General features: G+C 46.4%; 24 protein-coding genes, 1 pseudogene and 1 riboswitch. Of the genes and pseudogenes, 20 read left to right on the top strand and 5 right to left on the bottom strand.

Annotation, left to right across the window (positions count from 1 at the left end):
- Positions 1–182 precede the first annotated feature (182 nt).
- The 4 genes from DEHRE_RS11455 to DEHRE_RS11440 form a co-directional block, all read right to left on the bottom strand.
- A complete protein-coding gene (locus tag DEHRE_RS11455; protein ID WP_025206060.1) occupies positions 183–1,901 on the bottom strand; it encodes an NADH-dependent [FeFe] hydrogenase, group A6 in 1,719 nt (572 codons plus the stop codon).
- Entirely contained in the window at positions 1,901–3,187 is a 1,287-nt protein-coding gene (locus DEHRE_RS11450) for a complex I 51 kDa subunit family protein (RefSeq protein WP_242836951.1), read from the bottom strand. The genes DEHRE_RS11455 and DEHRE_RS11450 overlap by 1 nt, the downstream gene beginning before the upstream one ends.
- Positions 3,171–3,650 (bottom strand): NADH-quinone oxidoreductase subunit NuoE family protein, encoded by a 480-nt coding sequence (locus tag DEHRE_RS11445; RefSeq protein WP_025206058.1) that lies wholly within the window; start codon positions 3,648–3,650, stop codon positions 3,171–3,173. Before DEHRE_RS11445 ends, DEHRE_RS11450 begins: the two co-directional genes overlap by 17 nt.
- 337 nt (positions 3,651–3,987) lie before the next feature.
- On the bottom strand, positions 3,988–4,647 hold the full coding sequence (locus DEHRE_RS11440) for a redox-sensing transcriptional repressor Rex (protein ID WP_025206057.1): 660 nt from the start codon (positions 4,645–4,647) through the stop codon (positions 3,988–3,990).
- A 491-nt stretch (positions 4,648–5,138) separates the two neighbouring features.
- Positions 5,139–5,273: riboswitch (molybdenum cofactor riboswitch) on the top strand.
- A gap of 73 nt (positions 5,274–5,346) precedes the next feature.
- Here DEHRE_RS11440 and DEHRE_RS11435 point away from each other — a divergent pair.
- The 8 genes from DEHRE_RS11435 (at position 5,347) to DEHRE_RS11400 (ending at position 11,249) form a co-directional block, all read left to right on the top strand.
- The gene (locus DEHRE_RS11435) at positions 5,347–6,564 is read left to right on the top strand and encodes a molybdopterin molybdotransferase MoeA (protein ID WP_025206056.1); all 1,218 of its coding nucleotides are present in this window, start codon (positions 5,347–5,349) and stop codon (positions 6,562–6,564) included.
- An 89-nt stretch (positions 6,565–6,653) separates the two neighbouring features.
- Positions 6,654–7,673, top strand: coding sequence for a molybdopterin-binding protein (locus tag DEHRE_RS11430; protein WP_025206055.1), 1,020 nt, complete (start codon positions 6,654–6,656; stop codon positions 7,671–7,673).
- 51 nt (positions 7,674–7,724) lie between these two features.
- Positions 7,725–8,687, top strand: a complete 963-nt coding sequence (moaA, locus tag DEHRE_RS11425) for a GTP 3',8-cyclase MoaA (RefSeq protein ID WP_025206054.1) — start codon at positions 7,725–7,727, stop codon at positions 8,685–8,687.
- An 8-nt stretch (positions 8,688–8,695) separates the two neighbouring features.
- On the top strand, positions 8,696–9,184 hold the full coding sequence (gene moaC, locus DEHRE_RS11420) for a cyclic pyranopterin monophosphate synthase MoaC (RefSeq protein WP_025206053.1): 489 nt from the start codon (positions 8,696–8,698) through the stop codon (positions 9,182–9,184).
- Positions 9,185–9,296: 112 nt separating this feature from the next.
- On the top strand, positions 9,297–9,794 hold the full coding sequence (locus DEHRE_RS11415; RefSeq protein WP_025206052.1) for a MogA/MoaB family molybdenum cofactor biosynthesis protein: 498 nt from the start codon (positions 9,297–9,299) through the stop codon (positions 9,792–9,794).
- A gap of 29 nt (positions 9,795–9,823) precedes the next feature.
- Positions 9,824–10,252, top strand: coding sequence for an MOSC domain-containing protein (locus DEHRE_RS11410; RefSeq protein WP_025206051.1), 429 nt, complete (start codon positions 9,824–9,826; stop codon positions 10,250–10,252).
- 42 nt (positions 10,253–10,294) lie between these two features.
- Positions 10,295–10,792: a molybdopterin-guanine dinucleotide biosynthesis protein B gene (gene mobB, locus DEHRE_RS11405; protein ID WP_025206050.1), complete on the top strand. Its 498-nt coding sequence runs from the start codon at positions 10,295–10,297 to the stop codon at positions 10,790–10,792.
- 16 nt (positions 10,793–10,808) lie between these two features.
- Complete coding sequence (locus DEHRE_RS11400) at positions 10,809–11,249, top strand: MOSC domain-containing protein (protein ID WP_025206049.1); 441 nt, start codon at positions 10,809–10,811, stop codon at positions 11,247–11,249.
- 67 nt (positions 11,250–11,316) lie between these two features.
- Here DEHRE_RS11400 and DEHRE_RS11395 read toward each other — a convergent pair.
- Positions 11,317–11,866, bottom strand: a pseudogene (locus DEHRE_RS11395) (gamma carbonic anhydrase family protein).
- A gap of 244 nt (positions 11,867–12,110) precedes the next feature.
- On the opposite strand from DEHRE_RS11395, the gene DEHRE_RS11390 reads away from it, so the two are divergent.
- The 12 genes from DEHRE_RS11390 to nuoE all read left to right on the top strand — a co-directional run bounded on the left by DEHRE_RS11390 (position 12,111) and on the right by nuoE (position 23,330).
- Positions 12,111–13,538, top strand: coding sequence for a Mur ligase family protein (locus DEHRE_RS11390; RefSeq protein WP_025206048.1), 1,428 nt, complete (start codon positions 12,111–12,113; stop codon positions 13,536–13,538).
- Positions 13,535–14,335 carry a type 1 glutamine amidotransferase gene (locus tag DEHRE_RS11385; protein ID WP_019225278.1) on the top strand — a complete coding sequence of 267 codons (801 nt, stop codon included), beginning with the start codon at positions 13,535–13,537 and terminating at the stop codon, positions 14,333–14,335. Before DEHRE_RS11390 ends, DEHRE_RS11385 begins: the two co-directional genes overlap by 4 nt.
- 159 nt (positions 14,336–14,494) lie before the next feature.
- Positions 14,495–14,782, top strand: coding sequence for a CopG family ribbon-helix-helix protein (locus DEHRE_RS11380; protein WP_019225279.1), 288 nt, complete (start codon positions 14,495–14,497; stop codon positions 14,780–14,782).
- Entirely contained in the window at positions 14,772–15,122 is a 351-nt protein-coding gene (locus DEHRE_RS11375) for a type II toxin-antitoxin system PemK/MazF family toxin (RefSeq protein ID WP_015043684.1), read from the top strand. Before DEHRE_RS11380 ends, DEHRE_RS11375 begins: the two co-directional genes overlap by 11 nt.
- 171 nt (positions 15,123–15,293) lie before the next feature.
- The gene (locus DEHRE_RS11370) at positions 15,294–17,432 is read left to right on the top strand and encodes a Tex family protein (RefSeq protein WP_019225280.1); all 2,139 of its coding nucleotides are present in this window, start codon (positions 15,294–15,296) and stop codon (positions 17,430–17,432) included.
- Positions 17,433–17,629: 197 nt separating this feature from the next.
- Positions 17,630–18,853, top strand: coding sequence for an amidohydrolase (locus tag DEHRE_RS11365; RefSeq protein ID WP_025206047.1), 1,224 nt, complete (start codon positions 17,630–17,632; stop codon positions 18,851–18,853).
- Between the two features lie 17 nt (positions 18,854–18,870).
- Positions 18,871–19,296, top strand: coding sequence for a tRNA (adenosine(37)-N6)-threonylcarbamoyltransferase complex ATPase subunit type 1 TsaE (gene tsaE, locus DEHRE_RS11360; RefSeq protein WP_025206046.1), 426 nt, complete (start codon positions 18,871–18,873; stop codon positions 19,294–19,296).
- A gap of 72 nt (positions 19,297–19,368) precedes the next feature.
- The gene (gene tsaB / locus DEHRE_RS11355) at positions 19,369–20,079 is read left to right on the top strand and encodes a tRNA (adenosine(37)-N6)-threonylcarbamoyltransferase complex dimerization subunit type 1 TsaB (protein WP_019225283.1); all 711 of its coding nucleotides are present in this window, start codon (positions 19,369–19,371) and stop codon (positions 20,077–20,079) included.
- A 73-nt stretch (positions 20,080–20,152) separates the two neighbouring features.
- Positions 20,153–20,638, top strand: coding sequence for a ribosomal protein S18-alanine N-acetyltransferase (gene rimI, locus DEHRE_RS11350; RefSeq protein WP_019225284.1), 486 nt, complete (start codon positions 20,153–20,155; stop codon positions 20,636–20,638).
- 213 nt (positions 20,639–20,851) lie between these two features.
- Positions 20,852–21,871: a tRNA (adenosine(37)-N6)-threonylcarbamoyltransferase complex transferase subunit TsaD gene (gene tsaD / locus DEHRE_RS11345; protein WP_019225285.1), complete on the top strand. Its 1,020-nt coding sequence runs from the start codon at positions 20,852–20,854 to the stop codon at positions 21,869–21,871.
- 345 nt (positions 21,872–22,216) lie between these two features.
- The gene (locus tag DEHRE_RS11340) at positions 22,217–22,792 is read left to right on the top strand and encodes a 5-formyltetrahydrofolate cyclo-ligase (RefSeq protein WP_019225286.1); all 576 of its coding nucleotides are present in this window, start codon (positions 22,217–22,219) and stop codon (positions 22,790–22,792) included.
- 40 nt (positions 22,793–22,832) lie between these two features.
- On the top strand, positions 22,833–23,330 hold the full coding sequence (gene nuoE / locus DEHRE_RS11335; RefSeq protein ID WP_019225287.1) for an NADH-quinone oxidoreductase subunit NuoE: 498 nt from the start codon (positions 22,833–22,835) through the stop codon (positions 23,328–23,330).
- The last annotated feature ends 12 nt before the right edge of the window (positions 23,331–23,342 follow it).

The following is a 23,342-nucleotide window of genomic DNA, read 5'->3' as shown; positions in this document are numbered from 1 at the left end:
GCGGGTATTTAATAACATCCACGGTTCCTTCGCGTTATATTGGACTAGGTCATTCAGGTGAGGTGTGTTCAGAGAAGGTATATTTAGATAAAGAGTGTCCATTGGAAGGAGTGTTCAAGGGGAAGGTATATTCCAGAAAAGGGTGTTCATGGACGAGTTGCTTTTGCTTTGGCGTCACTGCGCTAACTGCGGTTACAATATTGGGTGTGCAAAAGCTTGTGGGATAATTCTCCGAGGGGCTCAAGCAGAAAGTCATGATAGAGTTCCTGTACTGCCGGATTTTCATGTGACTTGCGTAGCGGCATATTTTCATCGACCTGGTACAGGGCTTCGATCCGTCTGGCTCTGATCTCATTGGTCGTGCCGTAAGGCTGGCCTCCTCCGCCGATACACCCTCCGGGACAGCACATGACCTCGATGAATGTATAATCGGCCTGGCCGGCTTTGATCATTTCCAGGATTTTTTTGGCGTTGGCAAGTCCGTGGGCAATCCCCGCTTTTACTTCCGTTCCGGCAAGATCAACCGAAGCTTCTTTTACGCCGACCATTCCGCGCACGGCTGTAAAGTTTAAGTCAGTCAGGGTTCTACCTGTAACAACTTCATATACGGTACGCAGGGCTGCTTCCATAACCCCACCGGTTGCTCCGAAAATAGCGGCTGCACCTGTTGATATGCCGAGGGGCGAATCAAATTCAGCTTCAGGGAGCATCCGGAAATCAATTCCCTCGTGCTGCAGCATTCTGCCAAGTTCACGGGTCGTGAGGACGATATCTACATCCTGGCTGCCGCTTGCATTCATTTCCGGGCGCTCGGCTTCAAATTTTTTAGCGGTACAGGGCATTACGGAAACGACAATGATATCCTTGGCTTCAAGGCCGCTGGTCTGAGCATAGTACGTTTTGGCCAGGGCCCCAAACATTTGTTGGGGAGATTTGCAGGTCGACAGATGCGGAATTAATTCCGGATAGTAATGTTCCATATATTTGATCCAGCCGGGACTGCAGGAAGTAATCATCGGCAGGATACCGCCGTTTGCTATCCGGTCCAGTAATTCATGGCCTTCTTCCATGATGGTCAGATCTGCTGAGAAGTCTGTATCAAAAACCCGGTCAAATCCCAGACTGCGCAAAGCAGAAACGAGTTTTCCTGTCGCGATTTCGCCTGATGGGAATCCAAATTCCTCGGCTAGGGATACCCGGACGGCCGGAGCGACCTGAACGACGACATGTTTTTGGGGATCGGCGAGAGCTTCCCAGACGCGGTCTGTATCATCTCTTTCATGAATTGCACCTACCGGACAAACCAAAGCACACTGTCCGCACAGCACACAGGCGACATCAGCCAACTGTTTGCCGTATTCCGGTGAAATGCTGATTTCCGTACTGCGGTTATGACTATAGAGGATTCCAACGTTCTGAATATAGTGGCAGGCTTCCGCACATCGGCCACATTTGATGCATTTATCCGGATTTCTGACCAGCGAGGGAGTTGAGAAATCCTGAGAGAAACTGTGTTTTCTTTTTTCTCCTTGGATATCCCTGACTCCGAATTTGGCGGCGATTTGTCTGAGCTCACAGTTGCCGTTGCGGATACAGGTCAGACATTCCTGCGGATGGTCAGCAAAAATTAATTCCAGAATCGTGCGGACGGTCTCTCTGACTCTCGGAGAATTCGTCGTGATGTTCATTCCGGCTGTTACCCTAGTGGAACAGGAAGGCACAAGGTTTTTTACGCCTTCTATCTCGACCACACAAATCCGGCAATTTGCCTTGACGCGCTGATCAGGATGATGGCAAAGGGTTGGAAGATCAATGCCCTGTTGTCTGGCTGCCTCTAAAATAGTGATTTCAGGTGCAACTGCCGTTACCTTACCGTTTAGCGTAATATTGATAGTTTGCATCAGGCGGTCTCCTCCTCAATGAATGATGGTTTGTTATCACGGCAGGAAGCAAGATATTCATCCCGGTAATAGGCCAGGGAGGAACGAAGGCTGTTGCCGGCTGCTTGGCCGAGACCGCAGAAGGAAGCTTCCTGAATCGCCCGGGTATAACGCTCCAGCGTGCTAACATCCTGACGCACGGCTTCTCCGGCGAGCAGCCTGTCAAGGATCAGATTGGCCTGACGCAGACCTTCCCGGCAGGGCGTGCATTTGCCGCAGCTTTCATGCAGAAAGAAGCGCAGACGGTTTTGAACGTTTGACAAGATCGAACGGGTGTCGTCCAAAACAAAGATAGCCCCTGATCCGATCGTAATCCCGGTTTTGGCACAGGCCAGATATTCCAGCGGGGTAAAAAGCATTTCCGGCGGTATCAGAACGCCGGAAGCGCCGCCAATGTTTACCGCTTTTATGGCTTTCCCGGTCTTTGCTCCGCCGCCATATTCGTTGATAATTTGAGCGAAGGTCATTCCGAATGGTACTTCAAATAAACCACGGTTTTGGACATCGCCGGAAAGCGAAATCAACTTGGTTCCGGGACTGTCCGGTGTACCAAAAGAACGGTACCAAGATGCACTTTTTTCAATGATTTTGGGGATATTGGCAAGCGTTTCAACATTGTTGATCAACGTGGGTTTTTGCCAGAGACCGGCTTGGGTCGGGTAAGGGGGTTTCAGACGCGGACGGCCTTTTTTGCCCTCGATGGAGGAAATTAACGCGGTTTCCTCACCGCAAAGATAGCTTCCGGCACCGGAAAATAGTTTTAAAGACAAGCTGAAACCGCTGCCAAGAATATTGTCTCCAAGGAACCCGCGGCGCTCGGCTTCTTCGATGCTTTCGCGCAGGATTTTCTGTGCTTCAGGATACTCGTGCCGCACGTAGATATAGCCTTCGGAAGCTCCGGCCATAAACGCCGCGATGGTGATGCCTTCCAACAGTTGGAAAGGGATATGGGTCATAATGAACCGGTCCTTAAAGGTGCCTGGTTCACCTTCGTCGGCATTGCAAATGATATAACGCAGTTTTTCCGTGTTGGCTCGAAGCATTTTTATTTTTTCAGCAGTAGGGAAAGCAGCTCCGCCCCTGCCGCGCAGTCCGGCATTCGATATTTCTTTCAGGGAAGTTTCAGGACCCTGGGCCAGGGCTTTGGCTAACGCGGAATATCCACCGTTTTGACAATGATGGTCCAAGTCGACATGCCTGCCCGGAGAAATATTAAAAATCTGATCGTCATCAAGCATTTTGTTCATCCTGATATTCCTTTCTTAAATTACGGATAATGGCGACCGCAGCTTCCGGAGTCAGGTCACCATAGACCGCATCATCAATTTTGATGGCCGGAGACATATAGCAGGCACCAAGGCAATTGACGCTTTCCAGAGAAAAAAACCCGTCTGCTGTTGTCTGTCCGATCTTAATACCGAGTTCCTGTTTAATTGCAGCGAGGATGGAAGCTTTGTTGGCATTTTCACAGGGCGCGTTCGTACATATCCGGATAATGTGTATGCCCCGTGGTTTCAGGGAGATCTCACTATAGAAAGATGCCGTAGAATAAACTCTGCTTCGGGAGATATTCATTTCCCGGGAAATTTCATTTACGGCTTCTTCACTCAGATGATTCTGAGGGTCGGCATCCTGAACGGCTAAAATTACTTGAAGCAACAAGGCTTCTTTTTTCCCAAACCGGTTGACAACTTCTTTGATTGCCGTCATTTGATCACACTGCCTTTCTGTAACCTTTCTGCAGGAAAGTTTACCTGTGCTTGCTTCAGTGTAATATGGGGCAAAATGTAAATCAAGAATAGTTATTTATTTGACAAAATAACAGAATAACAATGCAAAATAATAGACATTGCTAGCAAAGTTATAAATATATTTAACAATGCTGTTAATTATTTAACAATAAATAAGAAATCTCCCGGTTCAGTTTTAACAGGGAGATTATCAGGGCTATTTGTTATTTTTCTTGAATTGATTATTCTATTTTTATATGCCTATTTGTTTGCCTAATTGTTGATTGCTTTATGATCTATTCAACAATAATTGCTGTTTATGGTTTTTCTTTCAGAGACTCTTCCCTCAGCGACTTTTCCTGAAGGTTGTATCCGAGCACCATCAGACAGTCAATCATATGGGTATTTTCCACAATGATATCTTCCGGCATCATCAGTTCGACCGGAGAGAAATTCCATAAAGCTTTAACGCCTAAATCAGCAACCAACCTGGCGACCTCACCGGCGCAATTTTCCGGCACGGTCAAAACCGCAATATCCACAGGGTTTTTGCTCAGAAAATCTGGCAGGTCATCCACGGGCTGGACCTCAACGTTTCGAATTTTTTCGCCGATCAGTTCAGGCTTGACATCAAAGATCCCGGCAAGTTTAAACCCGCTTTTTTCAAAATTCGCGTGTTTGGCCAAAGCATGGCCCAAACTTCCGGCCCCTATAATGATCATGGTATGAGAATGCTGCAGTCCAAGCAGTTTGTGTATTTCCTGATGCAGAAAACCGACATCATAACCATATCCCTGTAAGCCGTTGCCGCCAAAACAGAAAAAGTCCTGTCTTACCTGAGAAGAGGTCAGACCCATTCGGTTGCCCAAATCTTTAGAGGAAATCCTGCTGATTCCCAATTGCAGCAGTGTTGAAAGATACCGGTAATATCTGGGCAAACGTTTTACAACCTGACTGGATAGTTTCTTTTCGTCCATCGACAGTTTCACCTCAAAATTGAATAATACGCAGTATAGTATATCATAATTTCGAAGTCTCGGGATGGGAACTGATAATTTTTTAGTCTGAGAATTGCTGGATAATCTGTCTATTCCAGCTAATTTCTAAATCTGGAGGCAATAGATGAACAACAAATGCCTGTTTTGAAAATTTTTATGACTCATTTTTTAACAAATGATATCATTGCTTAACGAAACAAAAAATGCTTTGGTGATAACATGATGGGCATTTCTCAAGGCTTGCAGGGTTATTAACGCTGTTAAACGAAGTAAATTTGAAACTGGCACATATTTTGGATTGATTATTGAATAAGGAACGAGTAAGATAAGTATAATCTTATCTTACCATGCCATTACCCTTGGGTGTGTTCCTTCCCTTTATATAACCCTACTAGGAGTGTTCACCTAGTAGGGTACCCCCTTCAATTGCTGAAGCGAATATAAGCAAAGGAGTCGGCGGATCACAACATTAGAATATTTTTCTCCGAGCCTTGGATCCTAAAGTTGCAATGCGGCTATGGATGCAAGGTCTGGACAAAGTCCACGGAGTAGTAGAAGAAATTCTGTTACTTGCTGTATTGCGAAGGAGATGTGAAAAGAATTGGTTTGTTTGCCGAGCCAAAAATCTTTATCCTGCATGTCCGTGCAGGATTTTTGTGATTAATAAGGAGGATATGCATGCAAAAAAATATTTCGTTGGAAGAAGCCCAAAGTTTGATATTTGATTATTGTCCTTTGACCGAAAAGGAGAATAATCATTTAGCGGATACCCTCGACAGGATACTGGCAGAGGATATTGTTGCCAGGGAAAACATTCCGCCGTTTTCGCGTTCACCTTATGACGGTTTTGTTTTCAGGGCCGAAGATACTGCGGGAGCCAGCGAAGCTAATCCGGTCACCTTTGAGGTGATTGAAGAAGTGCCGGCAGGTTATACGGCCCAAAACGCTGTCAGCAAGGGTCAGGCAATTAAAATTTTGACAGGAGCTCCGATCCCTGAAGGCGCGGATGCAGTTGTCAAATTTGAAGAGGTAGAAGTTCAGGGTAGCAAGATATCTGTTTCAAAGGCCTTCATGCACGGTGAAGATATCGTGCCTGCGGGTGAAGATATTGCCGTAGGTGATCTGATAGCGGCTGAGGGAACCGTTGTTACGGCACCGCTGATGGGGCTGATGGCCTCCCTCGGTATTGCGGAAGTACTGGTTTATAAACGTCCAAAAATTGCGATTATCTCTACCGGAGACGAACTGCGTGATGTAACGGAGCCTCTAGCTCCTGGTAAAATCCGAAACAGCAACAGCTATACACTCCAAGGCTATCTCCGTTCACTTGGTGTAGAGCCTGTCGTGATGGGGATATGCAAAGACAAGAAAGAAGATGTTGCGGTCCTGGTCGAAGAGGCTTGGAAGCAGGCCGACTTGGTACTGACGACCGGAGGCGTATCGGTGGGAGACTATGACGTGATCCGGCATGCAGCCGATTATCTTGGTGCCGAAACACTTTTCTGGAAAATTGAGATTAAACCGGGCTCACCGTGTCTGGCCGCAGTGAAGGACGGGAAGATGCTGATCGGCCTGTCAGGCAATCCGGCCGCAGCAATGGTAACTTTTCAGCTGATGACTGTCCCCTACATTAAAAAAATGACCGGCAGAAAGGATTATTGTTATCGAAAGATCGAAGTGACCCTGAAGAAAGATTTCCGAAAACCAAGTCCTCGCCGAAGATTTTTACGCGGCAGAATGCTTTACGAGAATAGCATGGTCATCATGGAATCGACCGGAGAACAAGGCAATGGTGTACTGCGCTCCATGCTCGGCTGTGATATCCTGGCGGAAATTCCGGAAAAGAGCGGACCAGTCAAAGCCGGTGAAAAATTAACCGCTTATATCATTGAATAGAAGCAAAATGAAAAAGTTGGAATTTAATAAGAATGGGAATCAAATAAGAAGCTGTTATACGATTTTATGGCCTAAGGAGATGAATAAAAGTGAAAAAAATAGCAGTCCAGGATGCAGTCGGCATGACCATTTGCCACGATATAACGAAAGTGATTCCTGGGGAATTTAAAGGCCCCGCTTTTAAAAGAAATTATGTGATCAAGCAGGAAGATATCGAGGAACTGTTGAGTCTTGGTAAAGAGCACATCTACGTCTGGGAAGAAAATGCCGATGAAATCCATGAAGACGATGCGGCGATCAGAATGGCACAAGCTGTCATGGGTCAGAACATCAGTTTTTCGGAACCTCAGGAAGGTAAAACTACGTTGATTTCGACTCAAAAAGGTTTGCTGAGGATCAAAAGCTCATTGCTGCACGAAATCAATTCGATCGAACATGTTACGATACCGTCCTTACCGAATAATTTCAAGGTTGAAGTTAATCAGAAAGTTGCAGCAACCAGGATTATACCGCTTGTTACCAAAGAAGAAAATATTCGCAAAGTAGAAGAATTATGCACCCTTTATGGTCCGGTATTTCATGTTGAGCCGTATATAAAGCTCAGGGTTGGGATTGTAATTACCGGAAGTGAAGTGTATAAGGGAAGGATCAAAGATAAATTTGGGCCTGTGATCAGGAAGAAACTTGAGTATTTTGGCGCGGAAATCATCGGTCTGGAATATTGCCCTGATGAATTGGAATTGATTCAAGCGAAGATCACAGGTTATATGGAGCAAAAAGCCGACATGATTATTATGACCGGGGGGATGTCCGTAGATCCCGATGATCTTACTCCTGGGGCGATCAGGAGTACCGGTGCAGATGTTGTAACATATGGTGTTCCTGTTCAGCCCGGCAATATGTTTATGCTGGCTTATTTGAATGGGATACCTATCTTAGGCGTACCTGGAGCGGCCGCCTATTACAAGACCACTGTCCTGGATGCGGTACTCCCGAAGATCTTTGCTGGAGAGACACTGAACAAAAATGATTTTATCCGCATGGGGGAAGGCGGTTTATGTTTGAACTGTCAGATGTGTCAATATCCAAGCTGCTATTTCTGCAGATAAAAATTTTCATTCAGTGTACGGGTATACGAGTGTAAGTGGGGAGTTGGAATAATGATCGATGCATATGGCAGGGATATCAATTATTTAAGAATATCTGTAACGGATTTATGCAATTTAAAATGTACGTACTGTATGCCGGAAAAAGGTATTGAGAAAAAAGAACGCTGCGATATCTTAAGCCTGGAAACTATGGAGAAAATTGCTGAGACAGCCGTTAAACTCGGGATCACCAAGATCAGGCTCACTGGCGGAGAGCCGTTGGTAAGGAGAGGGATCCTGGATCTGGTCCAAAATATTGCCTTGCTGAAAAACAAAGGACTTAAGGAACTGGGACTCACGACCAACGGGCTGCTTCTGGAAAAATATGCGGATGACCTGAAAAAAGCTGGGCTGACGCGGGTAAATATTAGTATTGACAGCATGGATCCGGCCAAATATAAGGAAATTACCCGCTGCGGTAATGTTCAGGATGTTCTGGAAGGGGTCAGGGCGGCAAAAGAAGCAAAACTATTCCCATTAAAGATTAATGTCGTTCTTATTGGCGGATTCAACGACAATGAAATCGAAGATTTTGTCGCGATGACGATGGATGATGATATCGAAGTTCGTTTTATTGAGCTTATGCCGATTGGGGAAGCTGGAGCATGGGGCCGGGAGCATTTCTTGTCCAACGAAGAAATACTAAAAAGAGTACCGACGTTGATCCCGATGCCATTTAAAGGACATGGCAGCGTAGCACGTCTCTACAAACTTCCGAATAGCAAAGGCAAGGTTGGTCTGATCAGCTCGTTAAGCAGTCATTTCTGTAATTACTGTAACCGGATCAGGATTACGCCCGACGGCAAACTGAAACCATGTCTTCATTCCAATATCGAGATCGATATCCGAAATTATGGTGAAAACGGACTTGAGAAGTTTCTGATGGATGGAATCATGGCAAAACCTACCCGGCATTGTATCCAGAACAGTGACTTTGAGCCGGTAATAAGAAATATGCATGAAATAGGCGGGTGAAAAATAACATGAATGAACTGACACATTTCAATGAAGAGGGACGGGCCAGAATGGTTGACGTAAGCACGAAGGCTGAAACCACTCGCGTGGCGGTAGCACGCGGCGAGATCCGGATGAAGCCTGAAACCCTGACGCTAGTCAAGGAGGGACTCATGGCTAAAGGGGATGTGCTGGCGGTGTCGCAGGTTGCAGGTATCATGGGTGCCAAAAAAACTTCTGATATTATTCCGATGTGCCACCCGTTGCTGTTGTCGGGAATAGATGTTTCTTTTAAAATCAACGACCAGGAAAGCAAGATTGAAATTCAGGTAACAGTTAATAACTCCGGCCAGACCGGCGTCGAAATGGAAGCACTTACGGGAGTTTCTGTCGCAGCGCTTACCATCTATGACATGTGCAAGGCTGCAGAAAAGGATATGGTGATCGGGGATATCTGTCTGGTCAGTAAATCCGGCGGCAAAAGCGGCAATTATATCCGAGCGGATAAAACAAAATAAAATATCCGAGAGACTCATAAATAACAAATTACGAACAAGAAATGAACAAGATATCCAGAACAAAAATGACGGACGTACTATTCAAAAAAACTCTTCGGAGAGGTGAAGAACGATGATCACTGTAGGCGTTATCACAGCGAGTGACAAAGGGTCCAGAGGAGAACGCGAGGACTTAAGCGGACAGGTCATTAAAAATATGGTCGAAGAGCTCGGCTGGGAAGTTAAAATTCTGGAAATTGTTCCGGATGAACAGAAGATCATTGAGGCCAAGTTAATTGAATATGCCGATGAACATAAAGTTGATGTGATATTCACGACCGGAGGAACCGGGTTCTCACCGAGGGATGTGACCCCGGAAGCTACGTTGGCTGTCGTCGAAAGGCTTACTCCGGGAATTCCCGAGGCGATGAGACTAGAGAGTCTGAAGGTCACGCCAAGAGCGATGCTTTCCAGAGCAGCCGCCGGAATCAGAGGCAAAACTGTGATTATCAATTTACCGGGAAGCCCAAAAGGTGTTAAAGAATGTCTGACAGTTGTTCTGCAGTCCCTGGAGCACGGCATAGAAATTTTAAAGGGGACTGCCGGAGAGTGCGCACAGCCAATAAAATAAGACTTTTTTAAACGGGAAGTGGAGAAATAATGGTTGGAAAAGTATTGTCCATCAATATCAGTGATGTACGTGGAATTGTGAAAACAAGCATACCCGAAGTCAATGTACTTGAAAACTGGGGACTGGAAGGAGATGCCCACGCCGGGGACTGGGAACGCCAGGTCAGCATATTCCCGGAAGAAGCACTGATCAAGGTTCCTGAGCATAAAAGAGAAGAAGTCATGACAGCAGGTTATACCGAGAACTTTACAATTTCCGGGATCGAACTTGATGACCTTATGGCTGGAACGACCGTCAAAATTGGCGAATCTGAAATTTATATCGTCAAGGTCGGCAAGGAGCATAAAGAGTACGGACGTCCATACATTGTCAGCAGAGAAGGCCGCTTCGGCAAAGCAGTCAAGGGTGGAAAAGTGAAAGTCGGCGATGAAGTCACCGTGATAAAAAAGGAATCTTAACAGAAATATCTTGACAAACAAAACAGCCAGGAGGAGAACACTGTGAATGATGTTCCAGTCATATGTTTCGTTGCCGCGAAATCAGGCACCGGAAAGACAACTTTCTTGGAAAAACTAATCAGGGAAATGACGGAATGCGGTTTTAGGGTCGGCGTGATCAAGAGCGACGCCCACCGTTTCGATATTGATAAACCAGGTAAAGACAGCTGGCGATTTGCTGAGGCCGGTGCAAGATCTACGGCGATTATCGGGCCCGACCAATATGCTGTCATTCAGAAAACCGAGATGAAGAAAGATATTGAAGATGTGATTGCAATGATTGAAGGCGTCGATATCATCCTGGTCGAAGGGTTCAAAATGTCCCAAAGACCACGGTTTGAAGTTGTACGAAGAGAAGTAGGTACCGATATTGTTTCACCTTTGGAGAATTTAATTGGCGTTATCACTGATATCAATGATCTTGCAGTTCCGGTTCCGGTGATCGATATCAACGATTATCAAGCTGTAGCGGATCTTATCGTTGAGAAATATTTGTCTTAAAGGAAGGGGTACCCGAATGCCGAAAATAATTGCTGTCAATATTAGTGAAACAACAGGGGTTCCGAAGCAAGAAATTGAAAAAGGCTATTTTAAAGTGGATCATGGTTTAGTAGGGGATGCGCATGCTGCCAACTGGCACAGACAGGTCAGCTTGCTTGGGACAGAAAGTGTTGAAAAATTAAGACAGGCCGGACTCACCGGGCTGGATAACGGTAGATTTGCGGAAAACCTCACGACCGAAGGCATTATTCTGTATGAGCTTCCCATTGGTACAAAGCTTAAAATCGGTGAGACGCTGATGGAAGTGACCCAGATAGGCAAACAATGCCATAACAGCGGATGCGCCATCAAACGGCTTGCCGGGGACTGCGTGATGCCGCGTGAAGGAATTTTTACCAAAGTCTTGTCGCCGGGATGGATTAAACCAGGGGACAGCATTGAGATCGTGGAACAGTAAACCATATTTTACAAACAAACTAAATGAAAAAGATAGTTGATAAAGTATTTCAACTATCTTTTTTAAATCACCAAAATTCAGAGGGAAAAGACAGTGATGATATCGAGTATCCTTGAACAAGATATTCCTGGCCTTTGGCCACGTACCTCTCTGCTATTTGGCGAATGTATATCAATTCTTCCGGCGTAATTTCTCTGATTACCCTGGCGGGAGAGCCAAGGATCAGAGAGTTTGAAGGGAATATCTTTCTATCCGGGACCAGGGAGCCAGCGCCCACAATCGAATTTTCACCAATGACAGCTTCGTTCATGATGATTGCACCCATCCCGATCAGAAAGCCTTTACGAATCGTACAACTGTGGAGGATACAACCATGGCCAGACAGAAACCTCATCTTCAATAAGTGTCGGCAGATCGGTATTCACATGGATAACACTTAAGTCCTGAATGTTTGTTCTTTGACCGATGGTAATCGGGGCAATATCTCCGCGCAGAACACAATTGAACCAGATACTTGCGTGGTCCCCGATGGTTACGTTGCCAATGATTTTTGCGCCGTCCGCCACATAGACAGTTTCTGCCACCGACGGCCTAACGCCCTGATAGGGAATGATCATAGGATTGCTTGCTCCCTGCTTTTTATCTTTAAAAATATTATAGATTCCAGGACAGCTTTTGTCGAGAAGGGCCTGCCGCTAAAAGCTTGGCACCAGTCAAATATTCTTGAAAAACAAGCAAACCCTTAAGTTACTGTTTATTTTAGGTGTAAGTTAGGTTATATTAATAGGGATGTTTAAGAATGTTTGGAAATAACAAAGAAGTATGTTGTTACAACAACTAAAAAATAAGGAGCAGCTCCTGATGAAAATCCGTTTCTACCTGGCGCTTTGGACAGGAAAAATCGTATTGATATTGATGCGGCTTTTGGGGAAGAAAGGCACAACCTTCCCTGGATTTATTGCGCTTAAGATTTGCCCCAATATTATTGGCCTCTTGGCTTCCAGCTTTCCGGAAGGCGCAGTGATTATTACGGGAACCAACGGCAAAACGACAACGAACAACCTACTCGCTTCCATCCTGAAGACAGCCGGAAAAAAGATTGCTTTTAACCGGGAAGGGGCCAATATGCTTACGGGAATTACAGGAGCATTGCTGCAGAATACTACATTTGCCGGCATGCCGCAAGCTTCTGTCCTGCTACTAGAAGTGGATGAGGCTACACTGCCGGGGCTATGCAGGCAGCTGACTCCACGGCTTGCTGTGATTACGAATTTCTTTCGGGATCAGTTGGATAGGTATGGCGAATTGGATACGACGATCAAGCTGGTAAAAAAGTCGCTGCCTGCCGCAACAGAACTGGTGCTGAATGCGGATGATCCGCTAGTTGCTCAGATCGGAACCGGCCGGAAAGGTGTATTTTACTTTGGGGTAAGCACACTGCCCACAAGCTCTGCCGACAGCACGGAAACGCGGGAAGGACGATACTGTTCGCACTGTGGTCAGGAATTGTCTTACACGCTGTTTCATTACGGTCAGTTAGGGTACTATAGGTGCCCTGGCTGCGGTTTCAGCCGGCCTGATCCTTATATTGAAGCGAAAGAAGTCAAAGTGGAAAGCAGGGAGATCTCGTTCAGGATAGATGATGACCATGACGACCGCGTCTATCAGGTACCTTTGCAAGGGTATTATAATCTGTATAACGCGCTGGCAGCTTTCTGTGCTGCGGACCGTCTGCAGATATCCAGAGAGGATATTGGTGCCGGACTGAACCGGTATGTTTCCGATGCCGGGCGAATGGAACAGTTTTCGCTTCCCGGATGTGAGGCAACGTTGACCCTGGTGAAAAATCCAACAGGTTTTAATCAGGTCATCCATACCATTGCAGAACTGCCTCGGTCTGTCCGCTTGCTGATTGCGATTAACGATCTAGCGGCCGATGGCCGGGATATATCTTGGTTATGGGATGTCGACTTTGAAATTTTGACTTCGCGTCAGGATGACGTGAAACAAATCATATGCTCCGGTTTAAGAGCTGAGGACATGGCTTTGCGGCTGAAGTATGCCGGAATTAAGGAAGACAGAATTACAATGGAACATTCTCTGGAAAAAGCGGTGGAGATGCTGGAACAGCCAAGCGCCAACACGGTGTCAGCGGTTGAGGCGGCTGCAAGCATAGCAGATGGAGAAGCCGTATTTATTTTGCCAACCTACACTGCCCTTTTCCCGATGCGGGATATTCTGGTGAGAAGAAAAACCGGAGAAAAACAGCGTAAGGTGGTAAATATATGAAGCTCACCATTTTTCATCTTTATCCGGATTTGCTTGATTTATACGGCGACAGGGGAAATGTTCTGGCGCTGGCTGCCAGATGCAGGTGGCGCGGCATTGATGTCGAGATACGCAGAATATCTTTGGGGGAAGAAATGGATTTCTCCGAGGCGGATATTCTTTTTCTGGGGGGCGGTTCAGACCGGGAGCAAAGCCTTTTGGTTCAGGATTTGAGCACCAGATCCTCAGAACTTAAAGCAGCGATCGACGATGGACTTGTCATGCTGACCATTTGCGGCGGTTACCAGCTTTTGGGGCTGTATTATCAGACCGGAGACGGAAAAAAAATTCCGGGCCTGGGTATCCTGGACTTCTATACCATTGCCGGAAACAAACGACTGATTGGCAATGTCATTGTTGAAATGGCACCTGAACTTCTGAGTTCCGTGTCGGGAAACATTCTCCGGCAGACCGATGGCGTTGAGGTGTTCAATACCATGGTCGGATTTGAGAACCATTCTGGGAAGACCTATCTTGGATCAGAGCTGAATTCCTTGGGAAGAGCGCTGAGGGGTTATGGCAATAACGGAGAGGATTTACAGGAGGGTGTATGGTATAAAAATGTTTTCGGGACTTATCTCCATGGACCGTTGCTGCCGAAAAATCCCCATATTACCGACCTGTTGCTGGGACTGGCGACAAAAAGAAAGAATCCGGCTTATCAGCTGGAAATCCTGGGAGATTCTCTGGAAAAAGCAGCGCATCATGCGGTTATTGAGCGTTTTCTTACAGCAGGATTCAGGGCAGGACCCAAATAGGATCAAAACAGGAAAAAATTACATGATTAAAACCAGGAAGAATTATTGAATATTACTTGTACCCGGCCGTGTCTTCGTTGACACTTTAGAGGGTGAGTCGCTATAATAAAATAGGATTGCTTAATGGGGCCTTCCGTGGCCATGAAGGGGGTGCCTTGCTTGGCAGAGACTAGGCGTATTGTTGTATGTTTGCCGGAAAGCATTATTGAGGAAGTAGACGAAATCGTATCGTCAGAGAAGTTAAACCGGAGTGATTTTATCAAAGAAGCTGTTTACAGTGTATTGATTGAACGGCGAAAAGCAGGAATACGAGAGCAGATGCGGCAGGGATATGTTGAAATGGCTCAAATCAACCTGTCGATGGCAGTAGATTTATGCCAGGCTGAAGAAGAGGCAACCATGCGTTATGAAGGGAAACTAGCTTGGAGTGTCGGGTATGAGTATTAAACGCGGGGAGATTTTTTATGCGGAACTAAACCCCGTTGTAGGTTCTGAACAAGGCGGCACCAGGCCGGTCTTGGTTATTCAGAATGATATTGGAAACCAGTATAGCCCGACAACAATTATCGCAGCAATTACATCCCAGATTTCAAAAGCCAAACTGCCGACCCATGTGGAAGTCAAAGCTAAACGAAGCGGTTTGGAAAGAGATTCTGTTATTTTGACTGAACAAATCAGAACGATCGATAAGAGCCGGTTGAAGGAAAAAGTCGCAGTGCTCGACGAGGAAGTAATGCTCAGGGTTGATGAAGCTATTGAAATAAGCCTTGGGCTGACGGAGATCTGAAGGATTTCAATGGATGAGGCCAAATTACATAGTACGGAATAACGCAGCGTACAGGCTTCTAACACCTGACGCTGTTTTTTATACGGAGGGGAGACATGGGGACGTTTCTTTTATCCCCTCGAGGGGGCAAAAGAAACGTCCCCATGTTCCCATGATTGGAGGAAAAAAATAATGGACTTTATTAGCGTCATTTCGAGGGAGTTAGGATTGAAAACCTGGCAGGTCGGGGAAACGGTAAAGCTCCTGGACCAGGGGAATACCATTCCGTTTATTGCACGCTACCGCAAAGAAGCAACCGGAGAATTGGATGAAACTGTACTCAGAACCATGGCAGATCGGCTGGAATATATCCGGAACCTGGAGCTCAGAAAAGAGGAAGTCATCCGCTTGATTAACGAACAGGGCAAGCTAGATGACGGTTTAAGATCCAAAATAGAAGCTGCCGCCAAACTGCAGGAAGTCGAAGACTTGTACCGGCCGTACAAGCAGAAAAAAAGAACCAGAGCCTCGATAGCCAGAGAAAAGGGCCTGGAGCCTCTGGCGGATTGGTTATTTAACCAGCCTGCCAAAGGAAGCCTGCAGGAAGAGGCCGCTAAGTATCTTAATCCCGATTTGAATGTCCATGATGCTGCTGAGGCCTTGAGCGGAGCCCGGGATATAATTGCCGAGAACGTTTCCGATGATGCGGAAACAAGAAAACTAGTTCGGGCCAGGATCTATGAATGGGCAGAAATTACAGCTAAAGCGAAAAAAGAAGAGCGTTCGCCGTATGAGATGTACTATGAATATAAGGAACCTGTCCGTAAAATTCCGCCGCACCGGGTTCTGGCTTTGAACAGAGGAGAAAAGGAAGAATTCCTTTCCGTAGGGCTTGAGATTGAAGCGGATAAGATTCTGCAATTACTGGAAAAGAAATACCTGCAGGGAGGCCCCTGCCAGGAGTTGATGAAAGAGGCCTTGCAGGATAGCTATAAGCGGCTGATCTACCCATCGATTGAAAGGGAGATCCGGGCCGAGATTACCAGCAGGGCAGGAGAACAAGCTGTCAAGGTGTTTTCCGCCAACTTGCGGCAGCTTCTGCTGCAGCCGCCGGTAAGAGATAAAGTGATCATGGGGCTCGATCCCGGTTACAGGACAGGCTGCAAGTGGGCGCTGATCGATGATACAGGAAAACTTGGAGAGGTAGGGGTGATCTATCCAAACCCTCCACACAATAAAAAGCAAGAAGCCAAACAGCTCATTGCCAAAGTGGTGGAGCAGTATGGCGTCCAGATTATTGCAATCGGCAATGGAACAGCTTCCCGCGAAACGGAGGAGCTCGTCACCGAATTCATCCGGGAAAGCGGACGTCCGTTGGAATATATTATTGTCAGCGAGGCAGGGGCTTCGGTTTATTCGGCTTCGCCACTGGCCAAAGAGGAATTCCCGGATTTTGATCTTTCGCTGAGAAGCGCGGTATCCATCGCCCGCAGACTGCAGGATCCTTTGGCTGAGCTTGTCAAGATTGAACCGAAAGCAATCGGTGTTGGTCAGTACCAGCACGATATCCAGCCTAAGGTTTTGGAAAGCTCGCTGGGTGGTGTCGTCGAATCCTGCGTCAATACAGTCGGAGTCAACTTAAATACGGCTTCTCCGTCTATTCTGAAATTTGTCTCCGGATTGAATTATACAGTCGCCAAAAATATTGTTTCCTACAGGGAGAAGAACGGCAAATTTCGTTGCAGGGAAGAACTGAAGAAGGTATCCCGGCTCGGGGAGCAGACCTATATTCAATGTGCTGGTTTTATCCGACTGCCGGATGGAAATAATTGTCTGGAGAACACACCGGTTCATCCAGAGTCTTATGATGTCGCCTCGGCAATCCTGAAGAAAGCCAATTTGACAGCGATGGACCTCAAAACGAATCCGGAGCAGGTGCGCGCTGCGCTGGGAGGTTTCAGCGCTGAGGGGTTGGCTGCAGAACTTCAGGCAGGCGTACCGACCGTTAAAGATATTCTTGAGGCTTTGCTGAGACCCGGGAGGGATCCGCGTGAGGACCTGCCGCGCCCACTGCTGCGTCGGGATATCACCAAATTGGAGGACCTGCAGGTAGGAATAAGTCTGGAAGGGACGGTCAGGAACATTGTTGACTTTGGCGCATTCGTCGATATTGGCGTCAAGAATGACGGATTGGTTCATATCTCGGAACTCAGCAACAGTTATGTCAGACATCCGATGGAAGTTATCTCGGTCGGCGATATCGTGAAGGTCAGAGTCCTCAGTATCGATCACGCCAGAGGTCGAGTCAGCCTCTCGATGAAGGATATTTAATAAATCATTCTTGAAATAACTTGATACAAAGAGTAACATTCAGGCATGCAGATCTTCTGAAAAAAACTCTATAAATCAGTCTGGCGGCCACACTGTGAGCGCAGCATGGACGACGGCACAGGAAGCGTGAAGGCGTTTAAATAGCCATTATAAATGTATTTGATACGATAATACCTTAAAGTGAGGAAATATTTCATATGAGCAATCAACAGATCATTATTGCCGGCGGAAATATCAAGCCGATGACCGGAGAACCCGAATTTACAGGGAGTATTTTGGTCAAAGACAGTAAAATCGCAAAAATTATGAAGCATTCGGCTGCGGAGGTAGATGAAGACGAAGAAAGTGCGTTCAGAGAAATGTTCGGCCTAAGTACAGAAGAGCCGGTACATATTGTGTCTGCCAGGGGAAAATGGGTTTTGCCTGGTTTCATTGATGCGCACTGCCACGTCGGGATTGGAGAAGAAATCTATCAGCATGAAGGTGACGACCTGAATGAAATGACGGATCCACTAACCCCCGAACTTCGCGCGATTGACGGAATCCATCCTGAAGATGAAGGCTTCAGGGATGCACGGCTCGGAGGAGTCACCGCTGCGTTTACCTGCCCCGGAAGCGCAAATGTCATTGGGGGTACAGGTGTTGTTGTCAAAACGGCGGGCCGTGTGGTCGAAGAAATGATTCTGAGAGATCCTGCAGGACTCAAAATTGCGTTCGGTGAAAACCCAAAATCTGTATACGGAGAACAGAAAAAAATGCCTATGACGCGGATGGGAACCGCAGCCTTGCTCCGGCAGGCGTTGGTAGATGCTCAAAATTATCGGGAGAAACTGGAACAAGGCCAAAAGGATTTGGACAAACTTCCTGAACGGGACCTCGGGCTCGAAACCATCAATCTTGTACTGGACAAAAAAATACCGCTCAGAGCGCATGCCCACAGGACAGATGATATCATGACTGCTATCCGCATAGCCCGCGAGTTTGACGTGGATCTTGTTCTGGATCACTGTACTGAAGGACATAAAATTGCCGATGTTCTTCAGCAGTATGGCTATCCAGCGGCTGTAGGTCCTTCTTTCACAAACAGGGCTAAAGTAGAGCTTAAAGATAAAACATTCAGCACACCGGGAGTATTGAACAAAGCAGGACTTAAAATAGCGATCATCACTGATCATTCCGTTACCCCTATCGAGCATCTGCCGCTGTGTGCAGCGATGGCTGTCCGCAACGGACTTGAGGAAGAAGACGCGCTGAAAGCAATCACGATCTGGCCGGCTGAAATACTCGGAGTAGCTGACAGAGTCGGATCTTTGGAAGTAGGAAAAGATGCTGATATTGTCGTATGGGAGGGCAAGCCGCTCAGTTTTGAGGCCACGCCCCATACAGTATTGATCAACGGTTTGATCGTAAAGCCCGAGTGAGACGGGAGCGTGAAAATATGGAACGGCTGATTGAATCGAGAAGTTCTGAGGAGACTTTTCTTCTCGGGAAACAGCTCGGACAAAGTATCCGGGAAGGCACGGTCATCTGTCTTTATGGAGATTTGGGCTCGGGCAAAACCGTCCTGGCCAAAGGGCTCGGTGAAGGACTCGGGGTTACAGACACCATGACAAGTCCGACATTTACCCTGATTCAGGAATACAGTACCAAAATTGATGGACTGAAACTGATTCATATGGATTTATACAGGCTCCGCTACCCGGAAGAAGCAGAAATCATTGGTGTCGCCGATTATTTCCGGGATGACTGTGTCTGTCTGCTGGAATGGCCGGAAATCATTGTGGATTTACTGCCGGAAGACAGACTCGAAATCAGAATTCAGGGAAGCGGTGACCAAACCCGTTTAATTATGCTCAATTTTTGACATCATACTTGCTAAAAAGCTTTAGAATAAATCTGTGGTCCTAAGAAAAAATAATTAAGAGCAGTGAGGCTTATGAAATATCTGACAATCGATACAACGACAAAGATGACTGCACTGGCCCTGGGTCAGGATGGCAGGCTGGTCGGAGAGGGATTTCTGAACACTGGAAAAACCCATTCTGAAAGACTAATCCCGATGCTGGATCAGCTGCTGAATGCTGCCGACTGGAAACCCATGGATCTTGATTTTATCGGAGCAGTTCGGGGTCCGGGGTCATTTACCGGCATCAGGATCGGAATCGCCACAGCCCAGGGACTTGCACAGGTCCTTAATATCCCTTTGGTCGGAATTACTTCGTTGGATACGCTAGCCTGGGCCGGAAAGGGCAGGCCGGAAGAAACCGTTGTGATCCTTGACGCCCGTAAAAATGAATGGTATTATGCCCGCTATATTTGGCGGGAAGGTAGAGAGTGCCTGGACGGGCCGAAGGCTGTTACGCCGGAGGCGCTCACAGTGAAGTTGAAGGAACTTCAAAAACCTTGTTTTTTTGTTGGGGATGCGGTTACCGGAGCCAGACAATTTCTGGAGGAACAACTCGGCAGCCAGGCCGTTCTGCTGTCCGAATACCAGTACCTGCCCAGAGGAGCCTATGCAGCATGTGAGGTTTGGGAACAGTGGAAGGCAAGATGCTTTGACGGGAATTTTCAGGCCCTGGAACCCATTTATATTCGTCTCTCAGAAGCTGAAACCAATTATCTTAAGAAACAAGGTATAATGCAGTAGTCATATTGGTATTCTCAACATACTATAATTCTGAACCATCATTAAAAAGAATACTGATATTCAGGTGATAAAAATGTTAAAAAGAGGTCAGGCCGAACAGAATAGGGAACCTGAGGCGGAGGTTATCGTTCGTCCTATGCAGCTTGAGGATATCCCATCCATTGTGGCGATTGAGGAAGTATCGTTTGCCACGCCATGGACAACGGAGTCCTTTACATCAGAACTGAAAAATAATGTTTTAGCCAATTATTTTTGCCTAGAGCTGGATCACAAGGTTATTGGCTATATAGGGCTTTGGATCGTCATGGGAGAGGGCCATATTACAAATGTTGCAATCTGGCCAGGATGCCGCGGTAAGGGCTGGGGTGAATACCTTATGAAAAACGTGATTTATCAGATGATTGCCAAAGGCGTGCTGCGGTTTACACTGGAAGTCCGGGTATCCAATCAGGCGGCGCGGAATCTGTATGAGAAATTAGGTTTTAAGGCCGCCGGAGTACGCAAAGGGTACTATTCCGACAACCAGGAGGATGCACTGATTATGTGGGCCAGTCTCTAGTAGATCGATTAGTAAATTGCGTTATCCTTTGCCGTCAAAAAGCCGCACTTCGTATCGTGCTCCGCTTGGCGTTGGCCATCCATTCCGGAGACTTAGTCTGCAGCTAGTGCAAGCTACTAATGTTATTTAGAAATTGCTGTACTAGATTTGTTAACCTTAGAATTAAAAATTAAGGATTTACGGGTACTTAACTGGTCTCGTTGGAGGAGTATTGTGGACAATAACAAGAATGTAATAATCTTAGGTATTGAAACGAGTTGTGATGAGACGTCGGCGGCAGTCCTAGCCAACGGCACGGATTTAAAAAGCCACATCATCTCATCTCAGATTGGGACCCATCAAAAGTATGGCGGCGTTGTCCCGGAAATAGCATCACGGGAACACTGTCTGCATATCAGCCAGGTAGTTGCAGAGGCCCTCGGACAAGCAGGTATGGGATTCAAAGATCTTTCTGCGGTTGCAGTGACGTACGGCCCGGGGCTGGTAGGGTCTCTCCTGGTGGGAGTATCTGCTGCCAAAGCCATGGCCTATGCAGCAGACATTCCTTTAATCGGCGTCAACCATCTGGAGGGGCATGTTTATGCCAATTTCTTGGAGCATCCGGACTTACGTTTCCCGCTGCTGGCGCTTTTGGCATCCGGCGGACATACCAATCTGATTATTTTTAGGGGGCATCTAGACTATGAAGTGATCGGCAGAACCAGGGATGATGCTGCCGGGGAAGCCTTTGACAAAGTAGCCCGGGCGCTCGGATTTGGATATCCGGGCGGTCCGAATATCCAGAAAGCTGCTTTCGAAGGAAACGCAGCAGCTTTTGATTTTCCCAGAGCGATGCTGGAGACCGGGAGCTTTGATTTTAGTTTCAGCGGGTTAAAGTCCTCAGTTCTTAATACCTTAAACAGTGCCCGGATGAAGGGCGAAGTTTTGAATACTGCCGACCTGGCAGCTTCTTTCCAGGCTGCCGTTGTGGAGGTGCTTGTGCAGAAAACCCTCCGGGCCTTGGAAAAATATCCGGTTAAGACCTTGGCCCTGGCCGGCGGGGTTGCAGCAAACAGCAATTTGCGGCAAGCGCTGCAGCAGGAACTGGATCACCGCGGGATCTCTTTTGTTTATCCTTCGCCGATATACTGTACCGACAATGGTGCGATGATTGCACTGGCCGGTTATTATCGCTTTATGAATGATGATTATGCTTCATGGAAGTTAAATGCAGTTCCTGGCTTAAATCTGTAAAATTGGAGGACGCAGTTACATCAGTTTATATTCAATTATTCATTAATAATTATCAAAATTATCAAAAACTTTATATTTTTTATTTATTATGGTAAAAAAATCGACAAAAAAGAATAGGTATTAGAAAAACATAGGATGCAATATTTATCCACAACGATTGTGGATAATGTGGATAAACCATGAAAAAACTTGTTCTTTGGCTACTGCGGATGGGGATAATTTCTTAGGAGAAAAATGCTAAACGAACATCATTGTTAGGAAATTGCAATTTTAGAAGTGATTAATGTCGAAAATTTGATTAATTTTGCTCTATAATGCAGACATATGACCAGGAGGAAGCAGAACGTGAACGAAAAAGAAAAAGATTTATTTCGAAAAAAAGTTCTTCAAATCAGGAGGGTCATGACAGCTGATGAACGTAGGCAAAAAAATGATCGGATTCAGAGGAATATAATGTCTTTGCCAGATTATCAGAACGCTGAGATAATTATGATGTACTTAAATTATTGGGATGAAGCAGAAACTACCGAGGTTGCCGAAGAAACGCTCAAAGCACGAAAAAAGCTGATCATTCCGTTATGTCAGGGGGAAACCATCATTCCGTGTGAGATCAGAAATGTTAAAAATGATGTGCAGTCAGGGAATTTTGGGATCAGAGAGCCGCGTCCCGACCGCTTGCATCCGGTATCCCCAGAAGAAATTGATCTGATTCTAGTTCCGGGTGTCGTATTCGACAGGCAAGGCGAAAGGATTGGTTTTGGCAAAGGCTTTTATGACCGTTTTCTGCCTCAATTAAGGAAAGACGTCTGCATCGTCGGTTTGGCGTACGATTGTCAGCTGGTTGAAAAAATTGCAGCAGACGATCACGATTTTAAAATGTCTTTACTGCTTACAGAAAATGGTGTAATCTATGTTCCATAATCATATTTGCGAAGATTATGACAATTTAAGGAGAGTGAATATGTGTAAGTGTTGTGACTCCAAACAAGAGGCAGTATTTGCTGATTCCAACCAACACAGGCTGAATGAGATCCTCTCTGCTTATCAGGGTCATGATGGTGCTCTTATTCCGGTTCTCCAGGAAGCTCAGGAAGTGTATGGTTATCTTCCTGAGGCCGTCATGCGGGCCATTGCCAAAGGACTGAAGATTCCTGAGGCAAAAGTATTTGGCGTCGTTACTTTCTATGCTCAGTTCAGACTGAAACCAACAGGCCGTAATTTGATCCGGGTTTGTATGGGAACGGCCTGTCACGTCAGGGGCGCTCAGAAAGTACTTTCTGAGATTGAACGTGAACTCGCAATTGTTGCCGGAGAGACTACCGCTGATCAAAGATTCACGTTGGAAACCGTTGCTTGTATTGGAGCCTGTGGCCTGGCTCCTGTCATGACCATCAACGGTCAGGTTTTTGGGAATATGAATTCCGGCCTGGTGTCGGATATTCTGAAAAGATTTAAATAAGGGAGGGGAAAC

The sequence above is a fragment of the Dehalobacter restrictus DSM 9455 genome (genome assembly GCF_000512895.1).
Taxonomy (GTDB): domain Bacteria; phylum Bacillota; class Desulfitobacteriia; order Desulfitobacteriales; family Syntrophobotulaceae; genus Dehalobacter; species Dehalobacter restrictus.
Note: the sequence above shows the minus strand (reverse complement) of the source record. Positions and strands in the feature narration are given on the sequence as shown.